At 41.8% G+C, this 22,789-nt stretch carries 14 protein-coding genes; 11 read left to right on the forward strand and 3 right to left on the reverse strand.

The features are described 5' to 3' along the window. Positions 1-13: 13 nt before the first annotated feature. The 11 genes from BWI44_RS04470 (at position 14) to BWI44_RS04520 (ending at position 20,691) form a co-directional block, all read left to right on the forward strand. Positions 14-2,293 carry a GH92 family glycosyl hydrolase gene (locus tag BWI44_RS04470; RefSeq protein ID WP_138291537.1) on the forward strand — a complete coding sequence of 760 codons (2,280 nt, stop codon included), beginning with the start codon at positions 14-16 and terminating at the stop codon, positions 2,291-2,293. Between the two features lie 190 nt (positions 2,294-2,483). Next, entirely contained in the window at positions 2,484-5,828 is a 3,345-nt protein-coding gene (locus tag BWI44_RS04475) for a TonB-dependent receptor (protein ID WP_286812050.1), read from the forward strand. A gap of 22 nt (positions 5,829-5,850) precedes the next feature. After that, positions 5,851-7,428: a RagB/SusD family nutrient uptake outer membrane protein gene (locus BWI44_RS04480; protein WP_007666457.1), complete on the forward strand. Its 1,578-nt coding sequence runs from the start codon at positions 5,851-5,853 to the stop codon at positions 7,426-7,428. 14 nt (positions 7,429-7,442) lie between these two features. Beyond that, a complete protein-coding gene (locus tag BWI44_RS04485; RefSeq protein WP_118296408.1) occupies positions 7,443-8,459 on the forward strand; it encodes a glycoside hydrolase family 18 in 1,017 nt (338 codons plus the stop codon). Positions 8,460-8,467: 8 nt separating this feature from the next. Beyond that, entirely contained in the window at positions 8,468-9,622 is a 1,155-nt protein-coding gene (locus tag BWI44_RS04490; RefSeq protein WP_286812051.1) for a DUF1735 and LamG domain-containing protein, read from the forward strand. Between the two features lie 30 nt (positions 9,623-9,652). Continuing rightward, a complete protein-coding gene (locus tag BWI44_RS04495; protein ID WP_230372545.1) occupies positions 9,653-11,626 on the forward strand; it encodes a BT_3987 domain-containing protein in 1,974 nt (657 codons plus the stop codon). Between the two features lie 149 nt (positions 11,627-11,775). Beyond that, a complete protein-coding gene (locus tag BWI44_RS04500) occupies positions 11,776-13,782 on the forward strand; it encodes a glycoside hydrolase family 97 protein (RefSeq protein WP_286812052.1) in 2,007 nt (668 codons plus the stop codon). 28 nt (positions 13,783-13,810) lie between these two features. Next, positions 13,811-16,078 carry a GH92 family glycosyl hydrolase gene (locus BWI44_RS04505; protein ID WP_286812053.1) on the forward strand — a complete coding sequence of 756 codons (2,268 nt, stop codon included), beginning with the start codon at positions 13,811-13,813 and terminating at the stop codon, positions 16,076-16,078. Between the two features lie 24 nt (positions 16,079-16,102). Next, a complete protein-coding gene (locus BWI44_RS04510; RefSeq protein ID WP_118215940.1) occupies positions 16,103-17,413 on the forward strand; it encodes an MFS transporter in 1,311 nt (436 codons plus the stop codon). 27 nt (positions 17,414-17,440) lie between these two features. After that, on the forward strand, positions 17,441-18,412 hold the full coding sequence (locus BWI44_RS04515; protein WP_118215941.1) for a glycoside hydrolase family 130 protein: 972 nt from the start codon (positions 17,441-17,443) through the stop codon (positions 18,410-18,412). A 26-nt stretch (positions 18,413-18,438) separates the two neighbouring features. Continuing rightward, the gene (locus BWI44_RS04520; protein ID WP_286812054.1) at positions 18,439-20,691 is read left to right on the forward strand and encodes a GH92 family glycosyl hydrolase; all 2,253 of its coding nucleotides are present in this window, start codon (positions 18,439-18,441) and stop codon (positions 20,689-20,691) included. A 103-nt stretch (positions 20,692-20,794) separates the two neighbouring features. Here the strand turns inward: BWI44_RS04520 and BWI44_RS04525 are convergent, their stop codons facing one another. The 3 genes from BWI44_RS04525 to BWI44_RS04535 form a co-directional block, all read right to left on the reverse strand. Continuing rightward, on the reverse strand, positions 20,795-21,643 hold the full coding sequence (locus BWI44_RS04525) for a DUF4373 domain-containing protein (RefSeq protein WP_115502703.1): 849 nt from the start codon (positions 21,641-21,643) through the stop codon (positions 20,795-20,797). A 26-nt stretch (positions 21,644-21,669) separates the two neighbouring features. Further along, positions 21,670-22,020 carry an SH3 beta-barrel fold-containing protein gene (locus BWI44_RS04530; protein WP_044534520.1) on the reverse strand — a complete coding sequence of 117 codons (351 nt, stop codon included), beginning with the start codon at positions 22,018-22,020 and terminating at the stop codon, positions 21,670-21,672. 201 nt (positions 22,021-22,221) lie between these two features. Continuing rightward, positions 22,222-22,437, reverse strand: coding sequence for a hypothetical protein (locus BWI44_RS04535; protein WP_117691710.1), 216 nt, complete (start codon positions 22,435-22,437; stop codon positions 22,222-22,224). Positions 22,438-22,789 lie beyond the last annotated feature (352 nt).

Genomic DNA, 22,789 nt, shown 5'->3' on the forward strand with positions numbered 1-22,789 from the left:
TAAATATAATAGTATGAGAAGGCTGCTTTTATCAATGTGCTTTTTGGGCTGTGCTCTCTGGGCGCAGGCTAAAGATTTAACACAATACGTTAACCCGCTGATGGGTACGTTATCCAGTTTCGAACTATCTACAGGTAATACATACCCTGCTATCGCACGTCCATGGGGTATGAATTTCTGGACTCCTCAAACAGGAAAAATGGGAGATGGTTGGCAGTACGTATATACCGCCCATAAAATCCGTGGTTTTAAACAGACCCACCAACCCAGTCCCTGGATTAATGACTACGGTCAGTTTTCTATCATGCCGATAGTAGGTAAACCCGAATTTAATGAAGATAAGCGTGCCAGCTGGTTCTCTCATAAAGGAGAAGTTGCATTGCCTCATTATTATAAGGTGTATCTTGCTGAGCACGATGTCGTGACAGAATTTACTCCTACTGAACGTGCTGTTTTATTCCGTTTTACTTTTCCGGAGAATGAACATTCATATATTGTAGTGGATGCTTTCGACAAAGGATCTTATATTAAAATTATTCCTGAACAAAATAAGATTATCGGATATACAACCCGTAACAGTGGTGGAGTGCCCGATAACTTCAAGAACTACTTTGTCATTGAGTTCGACAAGCCTTTCACTTATCAAGCTTCTGTTGCCGATGGCGTTTTGACAGAGAATCAAAAAGAGCAGAAGGCTGGACATGCAGGTGCAATTATTGGTTTTAAAACCCGTAAAGGAGAAATTGTGCATGCTCGTGTAGCCTCTTCCTTTATCGGTTTTGAGCAGGCAGATGGAAACCTGAAAGAGCTTGGAAACGATAGTTTTGATACTTTGGTTCAGAAAGGGCAAGATGCTTGGAACGAGGTATTAGGTAAAATAGAAGTGGATGGTGGTAATCTTGATCAGTATCGTACTTTTTATTCTTGTCTGTATCGTTCGGTACTTTTCCCCCGTGCTTTTTATGAATTTGATGAGGCAGGCAATCCTGTTCATTATAGTCCTTACAATGGTCAGGTATTACCTGGATATATGTATACGGATACCGGCTTCTGGGATACTTTCCGTTGCTTGTTCCCTTTCCTCAACCTGATGTATCCTTCGGTAAACAAACAAATCCAGGAAGGTCTCGTCAATACATATAAAGAAAGCGGTTTCTTCCCTGAATGGGCTAGCCCGGGACATCGTGGTTGTATGATTGGTAACAACTCTGCCTCTGTACTGGCTGATGCCTACCTGAAAGGGGTTAAAGTGGATGATGTGGCTACCTTGTATGAAGGACTTATCCATGGCACAAAGAATGTACATCCGGAAGTTTCTTCTACCGGACGTCTCGGTCATGAATATTATAATGAATTAGGTTATGTTCCTTATGACGTAAAGATCAATGAGAATGCTGCCCGTACTCTGGAATATGCTTATGATGACTGGTGTATCTATCAGATGGCGAAAGCGCTGGATCGCCCGAAGAAAGAGCAGAAACTTTTTGCCAATCGTGCCCTGAACTATAAGAACGTGTTCGATAAGGAAAGCCTGTTGATGCGTGGACGTAATAAAGATGGTCAGTTTCAGGCACCTTTCTCACCTTTGAAATGGGGAGATGCCTTTACAGAAGGAAACAGTTGGCATTATTCCTGGTCTGTTTTCCACGATCCGCAAGGTTTGATTGATTTGATGGGTGGTGAAAAAGTATTTGTCGAAATGCTGGATTCTGTGTTTATTGTTCCTCCCATCTTCGATGACAGCTATTATGGACAGGTGATCCATGAAATACGTGAAATGACAGTGATGAACATGGGTAACTATGCGCATGGTAACCAGCCTATACAGCACATGATTTACATGTATAATTATGCCGGACAGCCTTGGAAAGCTCAATATTGGTTGCGTCAGGTGATGAACCGTATGTATACCCCCGGTCCTGATGGGTATTGTGGAGATGAAGACAACGGACAGACTTCTGCTTGGTATGTGTTCTCAGCATTAGGTTTCTATCCGGTTTGTCCGGGAACCGATGAATATGTTCTCGGTGCTCCTTTGTTCAAGAAAGCTACACTTCATCTGGAGAATGGTCGTTCATTGGTCATTGATGCAGCAAACAATAGTTCTGAAAATATGTATATTGAATCGCTTCGTCTGGATGGAAATGAATATACGAAGAATTATGTGAAACATGAAGACCTGTTGAAGGGTGGTGTCCTGAAATTTGATATGGGTAATAAGCCCAACTTGCAGAGAGGAATACATCCGGAAGATTATCCATATTCTTTCTCTAATGAAATAAAAAAGAAGTAAGTGCTGAAGTTAATAATGTAAGAAAGAAGGGAATAGGAATTAAAACTATTCCCTTTTTTGTTTTAATGAAAAAAAATATCATTTTGTAGTAAGTGTAATTTTACCGACTGTTGTTTTATATATGAAAGTCGGGAGAAAGGGTCTCCTGACAGATTAAAATTAACCAATGTGTAACCTTTAAACTTTGTTTATGGACAACAATCATGCTTTTCAAAGTTCGAAATTTCTACGGGCTTTATTAGTCTTGTTCTTCATGACTGTATCAGTCCAGTGGACTTTTGCCCAACTGAATTTGAACATGTCTCGCACGACATTAGGTACAGTCATCGAACAAATCAAAACTCAATCCAAGTATCAATTTTTTTATGACGACAAACTTGCTGCCACGACAGTGGAAAAAGTCGATGTGAAGAATGCATCTATCGAAGATGCCTTGACTGCTATTCTTAAAGGGAAAAATATTTCTTTTAAAGTAGAAGATAACATCGTTTATCTTTCAGAGAAGTCTCAATCAGGACAAGAAGGTACCCAACAAGGAAAAGAACGTACGATAACTGGTCAGGTATCGGACGATATGGGACCTCTGATCGGTGTCAATGTATTGGTGAAAGGTACCAGTGTAGGTTGTATCACCGATTTTGACGGTAATTTTACGCTGACCACAACAGAAGCAAATCCTGTAATTCAATTCTCTTATGTCGGTTATAAAACACAGGAGATTGCAGCAAAGGAACAGAGTGTTATCAACCTGATGATGGAGAGCGATTCTCAACTGGTAGAAGAGGTTGTTGTAACGGCCTTGGGTATTAAACGTGCCACTAAAGCATTGAGTTACAATGTTCAGGAAATCAAGAGTGATGAACTGACCAGAGTGAAAGATGCTAACCTTGTAAACTCTTTGTCTGGTAAAGTGGCGGGTGTTACCATTAATGCCAGCTCCTCCGGTGTAGGTGGTGCCAGTAAAGTAGTGATGCGTGGTACGAAAGGGATTGATCAGTCCAGCAACGCTCTTTATGTGATCGATGGTGTACCTATGTTCAATCTTTCAGGTGAAGGTGGTCAGGAATTTGACTCTAAAGGTTCTTCAGAAGCGATTGCAGATATAAATCCGGAAGACATCGAATCTATGTCTGTACTGACGGGTGCTGCCGCTGCCGCTTTGTATGGTAGTCACGCTGCCAATGGTGCTATTGTTATTACGACTAAGAAAGGTAAGGAAGGACGTCTGAGTTTGACTGTATCACAGAATACTGAATTTCTCCGTCCGTTTGTTACTCCTAATTTTCAGAATTCCTATGGTACAGGCGATCTTCTGTCCAGTGCAGGTTCTGTAGAAAAAAGCTGGGGTAATAAATTGAACCCTTCCAATTACATGGGATATGATCCGATCAATGACTTCCTGAGAACAGGTGTAGTAGCTACCGAAACCGTTTCTTTATCTACAGGTACGGAAAAGAATCAGACCTACTTCTCTGCGAGTGCTGTGAATTCTGTCGGTATGGTTCCGAATAACGATTATGACCGTTATAACTTTACTTTCCGCAACACTACTTCTTTCCTGAATGATAAGATGACACTGGATGTAAGTGCTTCTTATATCAAGCAGAAAGACCAGAACATGGTGAATCAGGGTACTTACTCCAATCCGTTGGTTACAGCTTATTTGTTCCCTCGTGGTGACGACTGGAATGAGATTAAGATGTACGAACGCTGGGATACTTCCCGTAACATCTATACACAATATTGGCCACAGGGTATCGATACTTTTACAGGACAAAATCCGTACTGGATTGCTTATCGTAACCTGCGTGAGAATAATAAGGACCGTTATATGCTGAGCGGTAGCTTGAGCTATAAGATTTTAGATTGGTTGAGTGTATCGGGCCGTGTGCGTGTGGATAACTCTGCAAGTACTTATACGGAAAAGCTTTATGCTACAAGTAATACTACATTGGCCGAAGGCTCTAACAACGGTTTGTATGGTATTTCTAATACGAATGACAAGCAAACTTATGCTGATATCATGTTGAACATCAATAAAAACTTTGGTGAAAATCTTACTTTCCAAGCTAATATCGGTGCTTCTTTATCGGATATGCAACAAGATGTACTGCAAAATCGTGGTCCTATCAGTGAAGACGGTATTCCTAACGTTTTCAATGTATTCCAGTTGGATGACAGTAAGACAAAACGTACGCAGTCAGGTTTTCATGATCAGACTCAGTCTGTTTTTGCTAGTCTTGAATTAGGATATAAGAGTACTTATTACCTGACTTTGACCGGACGTTCTGACTGGCCTTCACAATTGGCTGGTCCTAATTCTACTCAGAGTGCATTCCTTTATCCTTCAGTCGGCGGTTCTGTTATTTTGTCCGAGTTACTGAAATTACCACAACAGATTTCTTTCCTGAAGGTACGCGGCTCATTTGCATCTGTGGGTCTTCCTTTCCCGCGTTTCCTGGCCAACCCTACTTATTCATGGGATAACTCCAATAAGGTTTGGCAATCCAAACGTAACTATCCGATGTATAATCTGAAACCGGAAAGAACGGATTCATGGGAAGTAGGTCTTACTGCCCGTTTCCTGAATCATTTTAATCTGGATTTGGCTCTGTATACTACTAAAACTTATAATCAGACGTTTGACCCTAAGATTTCCGTATCTTCCGGTTACTCAACATTGTATGTGCAGACGGGTAGCGTACGAAATAAGGGTGTTGAATTAGGATTAGGCTACTCTAATGAATGGGGTAAATTTAAATGGTCCAGCAATTACGTGTTCAGTACCAATAAGAATGAGATTCTTGAACTGCTGGAAAACTATGTGCATCCTGAAACCGGAACTGTCATCACCAAAGAACGCCTGGATGTAGGTGGTATGGGACAGGCTCGTTTCATTCTGAAGAAAGGTGGCTCTCTGGGTGATCTCTATTCTACTGCCGACCTGCAACGTGATAGTAACGGCAATATTCTGGTAGATCAGAATGGTAGTGTGACTGCTAACTATAATGCAGAAGATATTAAATTGGGTAGCGTATTTGCAAAATGCAATATGTCGTGGAGAAATGATTTCAGCTGGAAGAACCTGAATTTTGGTTTCATGCTCTCTGCACGTATCGGTGGTATCGTTTACTCTGCTACACAGGCTGCTATGGATATGTATGGTGTTTCTGAGTCAACAGAAATAGCGCGTAATCAAGGTGGTGTTTATGTGAATGGAACGGATTTGGTAAATGCACAGAAATGGTATACTACTATCGGTTCTCAGTCTGGTATTCCACAATATTACACTTACAGTGCTACTAACCTGCGTCTCCAGGAGGCTAGTGTTGGTTATACTATACCGAGAGATAAACTTTGGAATGTGGCTGACGTGACCGTATCTCTGGTAGGCCGTAACTTGCTGATGCTTTATTGTAAAGCTCCGTTCGATCCGGAAGCAGTAGCTTCTACCGGTAACTACTATCAGGGTATTGACAACTTTATGACGCCGAGTGCGCGTAGCTTAGGATTCAATGTAAGATTTAAGTTCTAACAGATTAAAGAAAGAAAAAACAATGAGAAAATCAATTATAAAATTCGCTTTATGCGGTGGAATGTTAGCTGGCATGTTGGCATCTTGCACAGGTGATTATATGGATTATAATACCAATCCGTATGAAGCAACCAAAGACCAGATGGACCGTGATGCCTACTTGACTCGTTCGGCATTGACAGGTATGCAGGGATATGTCATCCCTACGGATGTACTTCTTAATCAGTTTCTGGAGGCCCTTCTGGGTGGACCTTACGGTGGCTATCTGGCGGAATCCAATTCCGGTTTCACGAACCGTTTCTCCAACTACAACCAATCTCAGGACTGGGTAGGTAAATTATATAAAGATGTTATTCCTAATGTGTATGCTAACTATGCACAGTTGGAAGCTGCAACAGAAGATCCCGTTTATTTGTCAGTAGGAAAAGTTGTAAAGGTAGCGGCTATCTTGCGTGTTACAGATGGATACGGTCCTATTCCTTATTCCCAGTTGGGAGCCAATGGTGACCTGACTGCTCCGCTGGATACTCAGAAGAAAGTTTATGAGACTATGTTGAATGAACTGGATGAGGCAGTGACTGCATTATTACCACATCGTACGGAGACTTTTTCATCCAAAGCTGATAAGGTTTATAGTGGTAAAGTGGAAAACTGGATAAAACTAGCGAATTCTTTGAAATTGCGTATGGCTATGCGTATGGTATATGTAGATTCTACTACGGCGCAAGCTAAAGCGGTGGAAGCCGTTGACTCAGAAAGAGGAGGTGTGTTTACATCAAATGATGATAATGCAACCATTCAGGCTACTACTAATCCATTCAGAGTTATTATGTATGAATATAATGGTGGTGACTCTCGTATTGCGGCAGATATTACTGCCTATATGAATGGCTACAAAGATCCTCGTCGTGAAAAATATTTTGTAGAATCTACCTTTACAACAGCCGATGGAGTGAAGAACGGTTATCATGGTATTCGTTTGGGAACTGAACCGCTTCCGAGTGAAACAGCTCATAAGTATTCTAACATGAATGTTGAAGCCAATACGAAACTTGTTTGGATGACTGCTGCTGAAGTTGCCTTCCTGCGTGCCGAAGGTGCATTGCGTGGTTGGAACATGGGTGGAACTGCAGAAAGTTTTTATAAGAAAGGCGTAGAGTTATCATTCAGTCAATGGGGGGCTTCCGGTGCGGATGCTTATCTGGAAGATGGTAGTAGTTTGCCCGATCTGTATAAAGATCCTCTGGGTACTTATAGTTATAACGGTTCTCAGCCGACTATTACGATTAAGTATGATAATAGCGCCGTCTTTGAAACAAATCTGGAACGTATAATTACCCAGAAATGGATCGCCATATTCCCGTTGGGTAACGAAGCATGGGCTGAATTCCGTCGTACGGGTTACCCGCGTCTGATGACTGCTGCCGTTAATAAAAACAAGGCGGAAGTTCCCGAAGGTACTTTTCCACGCCGCTTGCCTTATCCGCAGGATGAGTACAAGGACAATGGTACGAATGTGCAGAATGCTCTGCAAGATTTGAAACCTGCGAACGATAGAATGTCTTCCAAAGTATGGTGGGACTGCAACCCTAACATCTAATAAAGAAAAGAATTATGAAAAATAAAATGAAAAATATATTCATCGTAGCTTCCTGCTTCGCTGCCATAACCTGTTTCAGCGCATGTGACGACTGGACGGAAGTAGAGAATGTGAATATCAATACTCCCGGAATAGAGGAACAAGATCCGGCTGCGTATGCCAAATATCTGCAAAATTTGGTAGCCTATAAGAATTCGGACCATAAGGTTGTATATGCCTGGTTCGATAATAGCGAGAAAACACCGTTCAGTCGTGGACAGCATATCTCTGATGCTCCTGACAGTTTGGACGTAATTTCCATGATGTACCCAGCAGAACTGGCTGCGTTTGAATTAGTTGATATGCAAACTGTACATGCTAAGGGTACCAAGGTGGTATATACTATCAGTTTTGATAAGATTCAAAAAGAATATACTGAAAAAGTAAAGGAAGGTACGGAAACCGGATCTTTCGATACTTATCTGAAGTCAGAAATGGACAAACAGATTGGTTATGCAAGGAGTTTCGATGGTATGATTACTGAATATAAAGGAAATAATCCTATTTATATGTCTGCCGAACAAAAAGCAGAGGCAAAGAAATATCAGGATATTTTTTTCAGTGCTGTTTCAACCTGGAAAACTGCTAATGCAGATAAGTTGCTGACATTTCAGGGATATCCGGAAAATTTGATTGAGCAGACCATTTTGACTAATTGTAAGCACATCATCCTGGCTACGGATAATGTAACGGATGATGCACAGTTGTCGGTATTTGCCCGTTTGGCCATGGCTGCTGCAGGTGTTCCGACTGATCGTTTCGTAGTTGCTGTTTCCACAGCTTCACTGGATGCATCTGATAAGCAAACCGGGTTCTACGGTACCGACCGGGCGCTTACGGAGGCAGCTTATTGGACTACGGAACCATCTGATGGCTATACCCGTGCCGGATTGGCTATTTATAATGTTCAGAATGACTATTACAATGCTACTAACACATACCAGTATGTGAAAGAGGCTATTAATATTATGAACCCTGCTCCTAAAAAATAAATCAAGCTATGAAATTAAAAAACTTATATTTATTATCGATCACATTGCTGTCTGTAGCTTTAACAGCTTGTAGTGATGATACTGAAACGTTTGATAACCAAGTGTATATAGATGCTTCGGTGAAGACTAGTAATGTTTTACTGAAGAATACGATTCCTTCTGCGAAAGGTGAATTCAGGGTTGCTATGGCTAAGCCGGAAAATGCAGATGTAACTATTTCCTTGAAAGCTGAACCTGCGTTGGTTGATACTTATAATGCTGCATTTTATGATAATGCTGAGGCTTTGCCGAGTAAGCATTATACATTGGAAACTCCACAGACTGTGATTCCTGCCGGATCTGTTCTTTCAGAAAAAGTCACATTGAAATTTGGTAATCTGACAGAGCTGGATGCTGAAAAGGTTTATGTATTACCTGTAACCATTGATCAGGCTAACGTAGGTATTCTGCAAAGTGCCCGTACCATGTATTACGTATTTAAAGGTGCTGCACTTATCAATGTAGTAGCTGATCTTGCTAAGAATCTTGTATATGTAAATTGGGGTACACCTGAAAAAGCAAATGGTTTACGGAAGCTGACTGTGGAAGTATTAGTGAATCCCAGCAAGCTCGATAAAGCTATCAGTACAGTTTTGGGTATTGAAGGATATTTCCTGCTCCGTTTCGGAGATACTGCGCCGGCGAAGAATTGTTTGCAGATTGTAGGTCCTGGAGATAAGAAGATAAATTCAGAAGATCTGACTGTGGCTACTGGTGAATGGACACATATTGCTGTGACTTATGATGCTGATGCTCAAAAAGTGATAGCCTATTTTAATGGCGTGAATAAATTGGAAGCGACTGCGAATTGGGGAGCATTGGATTTGGGAAAGACCAAAACAGATGAGGGTAATGGTTTCTGGATTGGTCACTCTTATAACCGTGATCGTTGGTTTGATGGTGAAATGTCCGAATGCCGTATTTGGAATAAAGTTTTAACTCAGGAGGAGATTAATGCAAAGAATCATTTCTACCAAGTAGAACCGGGGGTGGAAGGACTGGTTGCCTATTGGAAATTTGATGAAGGTGTAGGTACTTCAATAGCCGATTATAGCGGGAATGAGAATCATGCTACAGCGGTGGAATCGCTTACTTGGACTGCAGTAGAATTGCCTGCGAAATAAATTAAGTTATATTTTAAATAGATGTATATTATGAAATATATGAATCACATAAAATTAGGCTTGTTGGCAGTTACCTTTGCCTGTGCAGGAACTGTTTTCACAAGTTGTGAAGATGACATTACGATCAATGCCGTTAATACAGAAAAGCTGGATACAGTGGACGGCGTATACGGTTATGTCAGATCAGCTGCCGGAGCACGCGAACTTACTTCAATTTCTCTCTTCGGGGATAAATCCGGTACGGGACATCTTTATTTTGAATTGAGTAAAGCTGCTGAAAAAGACATAACGGTTACTTTTAAAGTAGATGCAACAGCGCTTGAAGTTTATAATGCTGCTCATGGTACATCTTATGCTATGTATCCTGCTGATAAATTGAGCTTGGCAAATGGTGGTACGGTGACTGTTAAAACCGGAGAGAAAAAGTCCGGTGCAGTAGAATTAACTATTAATGCCGGAGGTTCAATCGGTTCAACCTATGCAGTAGCGGTTTCAGCTACTGCAAATGATGGAGTGGCTGTTTCAGCTAATAATCAGACTTATATTTATCTGGTGAAGCCATTGGCGGCTGTGCCTGATTCTAAAAAGGGAGATGTACGTACCCTCTGTTTTGTGGAAGTGAATGATGAAAATATCCTGAATTGTGGTGAATATGTAATGAAGGAAAGTGGAAAACCGTTCTTTGATGTAGTTAGTATCTTTGCTGCCAATATCAATGTGGATAGTGAAAGCGGTCGTGTGCATATTCATTGTAACGATCAGGTATCTTTCCTGTTGAAAAATGCGGATAAATTTATCCGTCCTTTGCAGGCTAAAGGTATCAAAGTCAATATGAGTATCTTGGGTAATCATGATGAAGCCGGTATGGGTAACTTATCGCAGGCTGCTGCGGCTGATTTTGCCAAAGAATTGAAAGCATTTGTCGATATTTATGGTTTGGACGGCATTGATTTTGATGACGAGTATACAGTTTACAAAGAGAATCCGAGTCCGGGCTTCGAGCAACGTTCCCGTGAGAATTACTGTCGCTTGATCAGCGAATGTCGCAAGGTGATGCCTGATAAATTGCTGGGTATTTATGAATATAAAAGTAATTTTGAGGATTCTCCAAGCGGAACTGTCGATGGTAAGTCTATTGGCGAATTGGTAGATTATATGTGTTATGGAACTTATCAGAGATACGTTAAAGGACGTGAATCTAATTTCACCGGACTTCCCAAATCAAAGTATGGCCCTTATTCATTGAAGATTAATGAAGAATATAAAGGTGGCTGGACAAGTTTTAAAGAAGAAACGATTCAGGACCTGAAAGATGCCGGATATGGTTTGCAGGTATTCTATAACCCGAAACCACAATTGTATTCTTATGATTATTATTTCACGGCTGTAAGTAAGATTCTGTTCAATGATGAGGTAGAATGGAGTGGTAAGTATTATGGAAGGACGGACTTCACGGCTTCAACAGGGGTTAAGTCTAACTATGAGGCTTATCTGGGTGAATGGCAAGTAGCTTCTACCAGTTCTTTATTCTTCTTTACACCTCCCGAAGGTGGTAATGGCTGGTGGGATTATAATGGAGATCAGACATTTGATATTCGTATTGAGACTAAAGAGGATGGTAAGACTTACTATATCTATGGTTGGGGAGAATATCCTGAAATAACCAATAAATATCCTTTGGTAGCTGAATTTGATTCCAATAATGGTAACTTTACTATTTCCATGCCTCAGGTTATTCATGAAGGTGATACAGAGGATCCCGAAACATGGGAAATGAGATGGGGAACTTATAAGAACGGTAACCAGAATACTTGGAAATACGATACAAATACGACTGCTACGAAGGGAGCATTCGATCCGCTTGGAAATCTGACTTTGACGGGTAGAGGCCAACGTTATGGCATATCTCTGTGCCGTATAGTAGATGGTACGGCAGAATTGCCGGAAGCATATTATGATGCTTATTATCACCCTGGCGCTAATTATAATCTGACTAAAAAGTAAGCTTTTAGCTTTTTAAAAGAGAATGTCTCAAATAATCATGCTATTTTATGTATCTTTGAGACATTCTCTTAACTATCTTGCTGACCGATAACTTCGGACACATGAATTCTGGTGAAACATATTTCCGATAACAAAATAATGAATCGAATATGAGAATACATTTTATTTATTTTATTGTAATTATTTGTCTGGCAAGTAGTTGCTCTTCTAAGCAAAAAGAGGTCTTTTCACCTGATGGTCGTATCAGGTTACAGTTTGCTCTGAATGACAGTAACCGGATGACCTACCAAATTGAAGTTGACAGTATTCCTTTTGTAGCTTCTTCCTGTTTGGGATTCGAAGCAGAGAACGGGATTAATCTTCATAAAGAATTCCGCATTGTAGATATTGATTTCACTACCCAGGATGAAACCTGGACGCAACCTTGGGGAGAAAATAAAACCATTCGCAACCATTACAATGAAATGGCTGTTCACTTGTCTGATGCAGCTGTTACCAAACTGATTTTACGGTTTCGTGTATTCGATGACGGGGTAGGATTCCGCTACGAATATGAAGTGGCCGGAGCAGACAGTCTTCTTATCACGGATGAGCTGACTGCGTTCAATATAGCACAGGATGGTACTTCATGGTCCATACCTGCCAATTATGATACTTATGAATTGCTATATCGTACACAGCCTGTCAGCCGGATAGACAATGCCAATACTCCCATGACATTTAAGGCAGGCAATGTATATGCCAGCATTCACGAAGCTGCATTGACGGACTTCCCCGAGATGACATTGAAAAATACAGGTGGTTGCAATTTCAAGTCGGAACTGGCTCCTTGGCCTGATGGCATTAAAGTGCGGGTAAACGGTAGTGTTTTCAAGTCGCCTTGGCGTACCATACAGATTGCTCCGAAAGCTGTCGGTCTAATTAACTCCGGGCTTATACTGAATCTGAATGAGCCTTGTGTACTGGAAACTACGGATTGGATACGTCCAATGAAGTATGTAGGTATCTGGTGGGGAATGCATCTGGGGGTAGAAAGCTGGGTGATAAATGACCGCCACGGTGCCACAACGGAGAATGCTAAACGATATATTGACTTTGCAGCAACTAACAACATTGAAGGAGTGATGTTTGAAGGCTGGAACGCCGGTTGGGAAAATTGGGGAGGCTCTCAGGACTTTGATTATACGCGTCCGTATGCTGACTTTGATATAAAGGAAATAGTCCGTTATGCTAAGGAAAAAGGAATTGAGATTATTGGACATCATGAAACGGGTGGCAACATAGTCAATTATGAGAAACAACTGGATAAGTCTTATAAATGGTATGCTGACTTGGGTATTCATAGTGTGAAGACCGGTTATGCCGGCGGACTTCCCAATGGGCACAATCATCATGGACAATACAATGTACGCCATTACCGTAAAGTGGTAAAGACTGCTGCAAAATATCATACCACTCTTGATGTACACGAACCGATCAAAGACACTGGTATCCGCCGTACATACCCCAATATGATGACTCGTGAGGGTGCCCGTGGCATGGAATGGAATGCCTGGAGCGAGGGAAATCCCCCCGAACATCATGTACTTTTGCCATTTACCCGTCTGTTGTCAGGGCCAATGGACTATACTCCGGGAATCTTCGACATACTGTATGAGCGTGCCAAAAAGTCTCCTTATCGCAAGAAGTGGAATATGAAGGATAGTAAGGATTGCCGGATCAATTCTACGCTGGCGAAACAGATCGCTAACTGGGTGATACTTTATTCTCCTTTGCAAATGGCTGCCGACATGATTGAAAATTACGAAGGACATCCTGCTTTTCAATTCTTTCGCGATTTTGATGCTGATTGTGACTGGTCGGAAGCGCTGGCAGGTGAGCCGGGAGAATATGTAGTTATAGTGCGCCGTGCAGGAGACAAATATTTCCTGGGTGCAGCTACTAATGAAGACGCACGTGAGGTTACAGTCAAATTGGATTTTCTGGAAACAGACAAGACTTACAGGGCTGTCATTTATGCTGATGGTAAAGAGGCTGACTGGATAACGAATCCTACGGCTTATGAGATTATAGAGAAGCAGGTGACTGCTGAAGACATTCTGTCCGTGGACATGGCAAGAGGTGGGGGACAAGCCATTACCTTTATGCCACTTTGATTTATGAATATGTTATACTATTAAGAATATGAAGAAAAACATGAAACTGAATTTTATGTTGATGAGTGGAGTGCTGTTATTCGGAATGTACAGTTGTACCCCGGGAGCGCAGGATTATTCATCATACGTTAATCCGTTTATCGGTACGGGAGGGCATGGACATACTTACCCTGGGGCTGTAGTTCCGAACGGAATGATACAACCCAGTCCCGACACACGCATTTATCAGTGGGATGCCTGTTCCGGATATTATTATGCAGATTCTACTATGAATGGATTTTCGCATACTCATCTTAGCGGCACAGGTTGTGGAGACTATGGTGATGTATTGCTGATGCCTACCGTAGGCAAACAGGATTATCATGCAATGGGAGAAGAGAGTCAACAGATGGCATACGCTTCTGCTTTCTCTCATGACAATGAAGTGGCACAACCGGGTTACTATTCAGTCTTTTTGGATCGTTATCAGGTAAAAGCCGAATTGACGGCTACCAAACGTGTAGCTATTCACCGCTATACTTTTCCGAAGGCGGAAGATGCCGGATTTATACTGGACCTGGATTACAGCCTGCAGCGTCAGAAGAATGAAGAGATGGAGTTGGAGGTAATCAGTGATACAGAGATACGAGGACGCAAGAAAACAGTATATTGGGCATTTGACCAGTATATCAATTTCTATGCGAAGTTTTCCAAACCTTTTACCTATACATTGGTAACCGACTCTATGGCATTGGATGAAGGTGGTCCACTTTTTCCGACAGCTAAGGCTTTATTACAGTTCCAGACAGAGAATAATGAGGAAGTTCTTGTGAAAGTCGGTGTTTCTGCTGTAGATATGGATGGGGCACGAAAGAATGTGGAAGCTGAAATACCTGAATGGGACTTTAACGGTGTGCGTAGTGCTGCCCGTGAATCATGGAATAATTATCTTGCCAAGATCGATATTGAAACGTCTGATAAGGATCAGCGAGTGATGTTTTATACTGCACTCTATCATACCGGTGTGCAACCTAATCTGTTTACAGATGCCGATGGACGCTATCTGGGTATGGATTTGAAACCTCATCAGGGCAGTGTGGAAGAGCCTGTCTATACCGTATTCTCTTTATGGGATACATTCAGGGCATATCATCCGTTGATGACAATTATCGATCCTGATTTAAATGAAGCCTTTATCCGTTCATTGATCCGGAAGCAGCATGAGGGTGGTGTATATCCTATGTGGGAACTGGCCGGAAACTATACGGGAACAATGATCGGTTATCATGCTGCATCTATTATAGCTGATGCTTATACAAAAGGTTATCGTAATTTCGATGTGGAAGATGCATACAAGGCTTGCATCCGCGCTGCGGAATATGATACGACCGGTATATTATGTCCGCCGTTAGTATTGCCTCACCTGATGCCTCAAGCTAAATACTGGAAGAATAAAATAGGTTATGTGCCTTGCGACAAGGATAATGAATCGGTAGCAAAGGCGTTGGAATATGCCTATGACGACTGGTGTATTTCTGTGCTGGCAGAAGCTATGGGAGATGAACCGAATGAGGAAAAATATGCAGCCTTTGCTAAGGGCTACCAAGTTTATTTTGATGCCTCTACCCGCTTTATGCGCGGACTGGACAGTGAAGGTAACTGGCGTACTCCTTTCAATCCCCGTTCATCCAATCACCGTAGTGACGACTATTGCGAAGGTACAGCCTGGCAATGGACTTGGTTTGTGCCTCATGATATAGATGGATTAGTGGAACTGATGGGAGGACGTGATGCCTTTATCGGTAAACTGGATTCTCTGTTTATTGCCGATTCAGCTTTGGAGGGTGATATGGTTTCTGCTGATATCTCCGGTTTGATAGGACAATATGCACATGGCAATGAACCAAGCCATCATATTACTCATCTGTATAACTATGTGGATCAACCCTGGCGAACGCAAGAACTGGTGGATCAAGTATTACATACCCTTTATTTCAATGATCCGGACGGATTGTCGGGCAATGAGGATTGTGGACAGATGTCCGCGTGGTTCATTCTCAATTCTATGGGTTTCTATCAGGTATGTCCGGGTAAGCCGGTTTATTCTATCGGTCGCCCATTATTCGGAAAATCTACCATTCAGTTGAAAGATGGCAAGACATTCACTGTCATAGCACATAATAACAGTCGCGAGAACAAATATGTGCAGAGCATGGTACTGAATGGAAAGAAGTTGGATAAGCCTTTTTTTACGCATCAGGATATAGTAGATGGTGGTACGTTGGAACTGACGATGGGGAATGTCCCTCTGAAGTGAAGAAAAATGATTTAGTCAATAGGTATGAATCAAAATAGTCGTAATCCGATTTCCTGGGTACCCACCGTCTACTTTGCCATGGGGCTTCCTTTTGTGGTGCTGAATATGGTGTCTGTGCTGATGTTCAAGGGATTGGGGATTGGTGATGCACAGATTGCTCTGTGGACATCGCTGATAATGCTGCCTTGGACACTGAAATTCCTTTGGAGTCCGTTCTTGGAAATGTTCAAGACGAAGAAGTTCTTTGTGGTACTGACGCAATTGATTACCGGGGCAGGTTTTGCCCTGGTAGCATTGGCGTTACATCTTCCGGCTTTCTTTGCCGTGTGTATTGCTTTGTTGGCGGTTATTGCTTTCAGTGGGGCGACACATGATGTTGCAACAGATGGTGTTTATATGTCGGAACTGAATAAGCAGGATCAGGCCAAGTATATCGGTTGGCAAGGTGCTTTCTATAATATTGCTAAAATTGTTGCATCCGGCGGACTGGTTTGGTTGGCAGGCTGGTTGCTGAAATACTTCGGAGGAGTTCAGGGAGCGGAAGAAGCAGTTCGCCATGAAGCGACTGTGCAAGCATGGATGACGGTCATGTTGATTCTGGCGGCTGTAATGGTATTCCTGGGAGTATATCATATGCGTATGTTGCCTTCGGGAGGAACTGCAGCTACAGGCACAGCATCCGGCAGGGAAACCTGGAACCGGTTGGTGGAAGTTATCCGTGCTTTCTTCCAGAAGAAGCATATCTGGTATTATGTGGCATTTATCATTCTTTATCGTCTGGCCGAGGGCTTCGTCATGAAGATTGTTCCGTTGTTTTTAAAGGCGGAACGCTCTGTTGGAGGCTTGGGACTGGGAGAACAGGAGATAGGTCTGTATTATGGTACTTACGGGGCAGCTGCTTTTGTCTTGGGATCCCTATTGGCAGGTTATTACATTTCTCACAGAGGATTGAGCCGAACATTGTTTTCGTTGTGTTGTGTTTTCAACCTGCCATTTCTGGCTTATACATTGCTGGCTATTTATCAGCCGGAGAATGGTATGCTGATAGGAGGTGCCATTGTGCTTGAATACTTCGGATATGGTTTCGGATTCGTAGGCCTGACACTGTTTATGATGCAGCAAGTGGCTCCCGGCAAACATCAGATGGCCCATTATGCCTTTGCTTCGGGCATCATGAATCTGGGAGTGATGCTTCCGGGATCTATCAGTGGTTTTGTCAGTGATGCGTTGGGGTATAAGGCATTCTTCATCTTCACAATGTTTGCTACTATTCCGGCATTTCTGATCACTTATTTTGTACCATTCACCTATCCGGATGAAAAGAAGAATCAATGAAATATATAACTAATAAATAGAAGAATTATGAAACAGATGATGAATATGCCTTGGGAAGAACGCCCGGAAGGTTGTACAGACGTCATGTGGCGTTACTCTAAAAACCCGGTTATCGGACGTTATCACATTCCGACTTCCAACAGTATTTTCAACAGTGCGGTAGTTCCGTTCGGAGATGGATTTGCCGGTGTCTTCCGTTGTGATAATAAGGCAGTACAGATGAATATCTTTGCGGGCTTTAGTAAAGATGGAATCAATTGGGAGATAAACCATGAGCCTATCTGTTTCAAAGCGGGGAATACGGAGATGATAGAATCCGAGTATAAATACGATCCGCGTGTCACCTGGATTGAAGACCGTTATTGGATAACTTGGTGTAATGGTTATCACGGACCTACTATCGGTATTGGCTATACATTCGACTTCAAAGAATTCTTCCAATGCGAAAATGCCTTTTTGCCTTTTAACCGTAACGGGGTACTTTTTCCGCAGAAGATAGATGGTAAGTATGCTATGTTGAGCCGTCCGAGCGATAACGGTCATACACCGTTTGGAGATATTTACATCAGTTACAGTCCGGACATGAAATATTGGGGAGAACACCGTTGTGTAATGAAAGTTACTCCCTTTCCTGAAAGTGCATGGCAGTGTACGAAGATAGGTGCCGGTTCTGTACCATTCCTTACTGAAGAGGGCTGGTTGATATTCTATCATGGAGTTATTACTACTTGCAACGGTTTCCGCTATTCTATGGGAGCGGCTATTCTTGATAAAGAAAATCCGGCAAAGGTATTGTATCGCACACGTCCGTACTTGCTTGCTCCTGCTGCTCCTTATGAATTGCAGGGAGATGTGCCCAATGTAGTATTCCCTTGTGCTTCTTTGCAGGATGGAGATAAAGTGGCGGTATATTATGGTGCTGCCGATACAGTTGTAGGTATGGCCTTTGGTTATATTTCGGAAATCATAGAATTTACGAAGAAAAACAGCATTGTATAGTTAATTCCTTAAAGAATCAGTCGACTATGAAACGTATTTTATTGGCTTACACACTTTCTGCCTTTTGTCTGTTTCCGGCGTTTGCCGGAGGTGGAGAGGGGGCTTTACCTATAAGCTATGTCAATCCTTTTATCGGTACCACTAATTTCGGAACTACTAATCCGGGAGCGGTCTGTCCCAATGGAATGATGTCCGTGGTTCCTTTCAATGTGATGGGATCGGAAGATAACAAGTATGATAAAGATGCCCGTTGGTGGTCTACTCCTTACGAGTTTCACAATTGTTTTTTTACCGGATATTCGCATGTCAATCTGAGTGGTGTGGGGTGTCCCGAACTGGGATCTTTATTGCTGATGCCTACTACGGGTGAATTGTCCGTAGATTACAAGGAGTACGGAAGTCGTTATAAGGATGAACAGGCTTCTCCGGGCTATTACAGTAATTTCCTTACTCGCTATAATGTGAAGACCGAGGTGTCTGCCACTCCCCGCACGGGTGTTTCACGTTTCACATTTCCTGCCGGACAAAGCCATGTATTACTGAATTTAGGTGAAGGGCTGACGAATGAAACCGGTGCTTTCTTGAAACAGGTGAGTGACACCGAATTTGAAGGCATGAAATTATTGGGAACTTTCTGCTATAACCCCCAGGCGGTATTTCCCATTTATTTTGTAATGCGTGTCAACAAGCAGCCGGTATCCAGCGGTTATTGGAAAAAACAGCGTCCCATGACCGGAGTTGAAGCTGAATGGGATCCCGACAACGGACACTACAAACTTTATACCCGTTATCGTAAGGAAATTGCCGGAGATGATATCGGTGCTTTTCTTACTTTCAACACGACGGAAGGTGAACAGATCGAAGTGCAAATGGGAGTTTCTTTTGTCAGCATCGAAAATGCCCGCCTGAATCTGGATACAGAACAAAGTGGAAAGAATTTCAGTCAGGTATTGGCAGATGCCCGTATGCGTTGGAATGAGGACCTTTCGCGTATCCTTGTCGAAGGCGGGACGGAAGAACAGAAAACAGTCTTTTATACTGCCCTTTACCATACATTGATACATCCCAATATCTTGCAAGATGTCAACGGGCAATATCCTGCTATGGAGAGTAATGAAATACTGATTACCAATGGAGACCGTTACACTGTTTTCTCGCTTTGGGATACGTACCGTAACGTTCACCAACTCCTTACGTTGGTTTACCCCGAACGTCAGTTACAAATGGTACGTTCCATGCTCGATATGTATCGCGAACATGGTTGGCTACCCAAGTGGGAGCTTTACGGGCGTGAGACGTTAACTATGGAGGGTGACCCGTCTATTCCTGTCATCGTTGATACCTGGTTGAAAGGGCTACGCGATTTTGATATCGATCTGGCTTATGAAGCTATGTATAAATCTGCCACCTTGCCTGGTACCGAGAATTTGCTGAGGCCGGATAATGATGATTATATGTCATTGGGATATGTTCCTTTGCGTGAACAGTATGATAATTCGGTCTCTCATGCATTGGAGTATTACATTGCAGACTATTCTCTTTCGCTTCTGGCAGAAGCTTTGGGCAAGAAGGAGGATGCGCGTTTTTTTTATAATCGTTCACTGGGATATAAGCACTACTATAGTAAGGAATTTGGTACTTTCCGTCCTATTTTGCCTGATGGTCAGTTCTATTCACCCTTCAATCCAAGACAGGGAGAAAATTTTGAACCGAATCCCGGTTTTCATGAAGGATGTGCCTGGAATTACAGTTTCTATGTTCCCCACGATGTGAAAGGACTTGCCCGTCTCATGGGTGGACAGAAACCTTTCATTGAAAAACTTCAGCGTGTCTTTGACGATGGACTCTATGATCCTGCCAATGAACCCGACATTGCTTATGCTCATCTCTTTTCTTATTTCAAGGGCGAAGAATGGCGTACGCAAAAGGAGACCCAGCGGCTTTTGCAGAAATATTTTAAGAATGCTCCCGACGGTATCCCCGGTAATGATGACACCGGTACCATGTCTACATGGGCCATCTTTAACATGATAGGATTCTACCCCGACTGTCCCGGTGATCCGTATTATACCCTTACTACGCCTGTATTCGATAAGGTAGTGATTCGCCTTGACCCTGATACTTGGGGAAGCGATAAGCTGGTGATAGAAACTAAACGTCCTTCAGCAGAATCCTTATACATCCGTGAGATGGAGTTAGGTGGGAAGAAATTATCCCGTTACCGTATCAGTCATGAAGAACTGATAAAAGGCGGAACGCTGAGATTTATCCTTCGTTAGAATATCCTGTTTGCAAGAAGTTAAGAGTTTGTCAACAAGAAGTTAACTTTCTGTCAACAGGAAGTTAACTTCTTGTAATGCTTTGATAATCAGTATGTATTTTCTACTGGTTATTTCTCTCTTTTCTCAGGGATGAAATCAGATATGCTCCTTTTGAATCTACTGTGCTCCATCGTGCATTGCTGATCACTTTCCATACATACCCTCCTAATTTCCCATAGTTCGAGAGTTTTAGTATGCTTTTGATCTCTTTCGGGTCAATGATACACAGTTGGTCCAGTCTGAGTAGTAAGCATTCTAAATTATGCGTCTGCTTGTTATATGCATATCCGGGGATTTCATAGAAGGAAATATCCGTCGTTCCTTCTCCGTTCTCCCCAAGGGGAGTTAGAGGGGGAAGTCCTTTACTTTCTTCTCCTATACTATGCTCTCCTATACTTTGTCTGGAATTGTCTGCATTTTCAGGTGAATTGTCTACATGCTGCATACTATTTTGTGGATTTTGCATACAGCCTGTATCTTTTTCCCCTTTTCTGCTTTTATATTCCTTCGTTTCTTCTTCTGTTTTTACCAACATGTAGGGTAGGGACGCTAAGTCCCTTTTCCTACGTTTGGTTGCTTCAAGCCACACTTTCTGAATCTCCACGGATGTCAATATTCCATATTTCTCATAAGTCTCTTTATCAAAGAATGCTTTTTCTACCAAGATATCTACAATTCCCTGCATCTCATCTTCTGTAAGTTCCCTGCCGGCCTTATTAGTGAAGAGAGTACATTGCTCCTTTCCCCAAAGCAGGTAATATCCGCTTTCCTTATATATTTTGCTCAATAGCTTCATTACTGCTGCCGTTCCTTTCATACCGAACTTTGCCTCGGTCAGTTCCATGGGTACTTCATCAAAGAGTACCACTGATATGGGATAATATTGTATCCCTCCATACGTCATTGCCATAACTTTTAATTTAAAACTTTTAATTCTTAATTTACTACCGGTCTCCATTCTAGGAAGTTTTCCAGTTGGAAGCTTCTCCATGCTTGTATATCTACGTCCCAATACACAACATGTCCTTCGATACGCTGTATATCGTATCTTTGATGAAAGTGGCTTTCATAGGGTAGTAGGGTTGCTTTTACAAACTTGAATGTCCCGTCTTGCTTGTAATATGCTATGAGAGCATATCCATAGAGCATGTAGTCAATAAGGTTTTCCAGTCTGTCCGTCATCCATTGTGCTGCGCTTTTCGTATATTCTTTTTCAAGCATAATACGTATTGCCCATTTCTTTCTGAGTGCTTCGTGAAGTGAAGCGTTCCTTTTTTGCTTTTTCATTGCATTTTAATTTTAAATTCTTGAATTTTTAGTTGTTTAGTAGGTGTTTATGTCGGGCATAAAAAGAGAGAAGATGTCACTTTTTGAAAAAGCGGCATCTTCTCATTTGCGGGGCTTAATCTTTGCTAAAGCGGGGCAAAGATATAGCGAATTATAGATAGGATATAACTATTTAATTATTGTCCGATTAATTTGTAATTATTATCTTGATGTTTTCTCTCTTTTATTTATTTTACGAGGAAATTCACTTCTTAATATTTCTCCCATTTCCTCTTCTATTGTTTTTGAAACTAAGTGATTATCTTGAGCGGATAGAAAGAACTTACCTTTTGCTGCCCATTCTGCCAATGCTTTTATAGATACTTCGTTTTTATTACCAAAGCATCCTTCTTCTCTTAATTTGAGTAAGAGTCTCATCCCCTTTTCCCGATCTTTATGGAGGATGCCTTTTACTGTTTGACTTTTAGGACGTCCAGGTTTTCTCTTAATCTCTGATACATTGTTCTTTGAAGTTAATTTCTGTGCCTGTTTCGACTCTTTTTTTTAAGGTTTTCAGCCTTCATTTCTTGTTTCATTTTTCTTGTTTTTTAGTTAAATATTTAAATACGTATAAAATGTAAAAAAATGACAAAATTACTATGTTATTTTTGAAAATGGATAGGTTTGACAGGAAAAATGATTTTGGAAGTTTTTGAATGTGGTGTATGTAGTTGATATATAGGTGGATGGTGTGGGGAAAAAGGGGGTGTTTAAAAAACGTTCGTTTAAT

Source organism: Bacteroides sp. Phil13 (genome assembly GCF_001940965.1).
Lineage (GTDB): Bacteria > Bacteroidota > Bacteroidia > Bacteroidales > Bacteroidaceae > Bacteroides > Bacteroides intestinalis.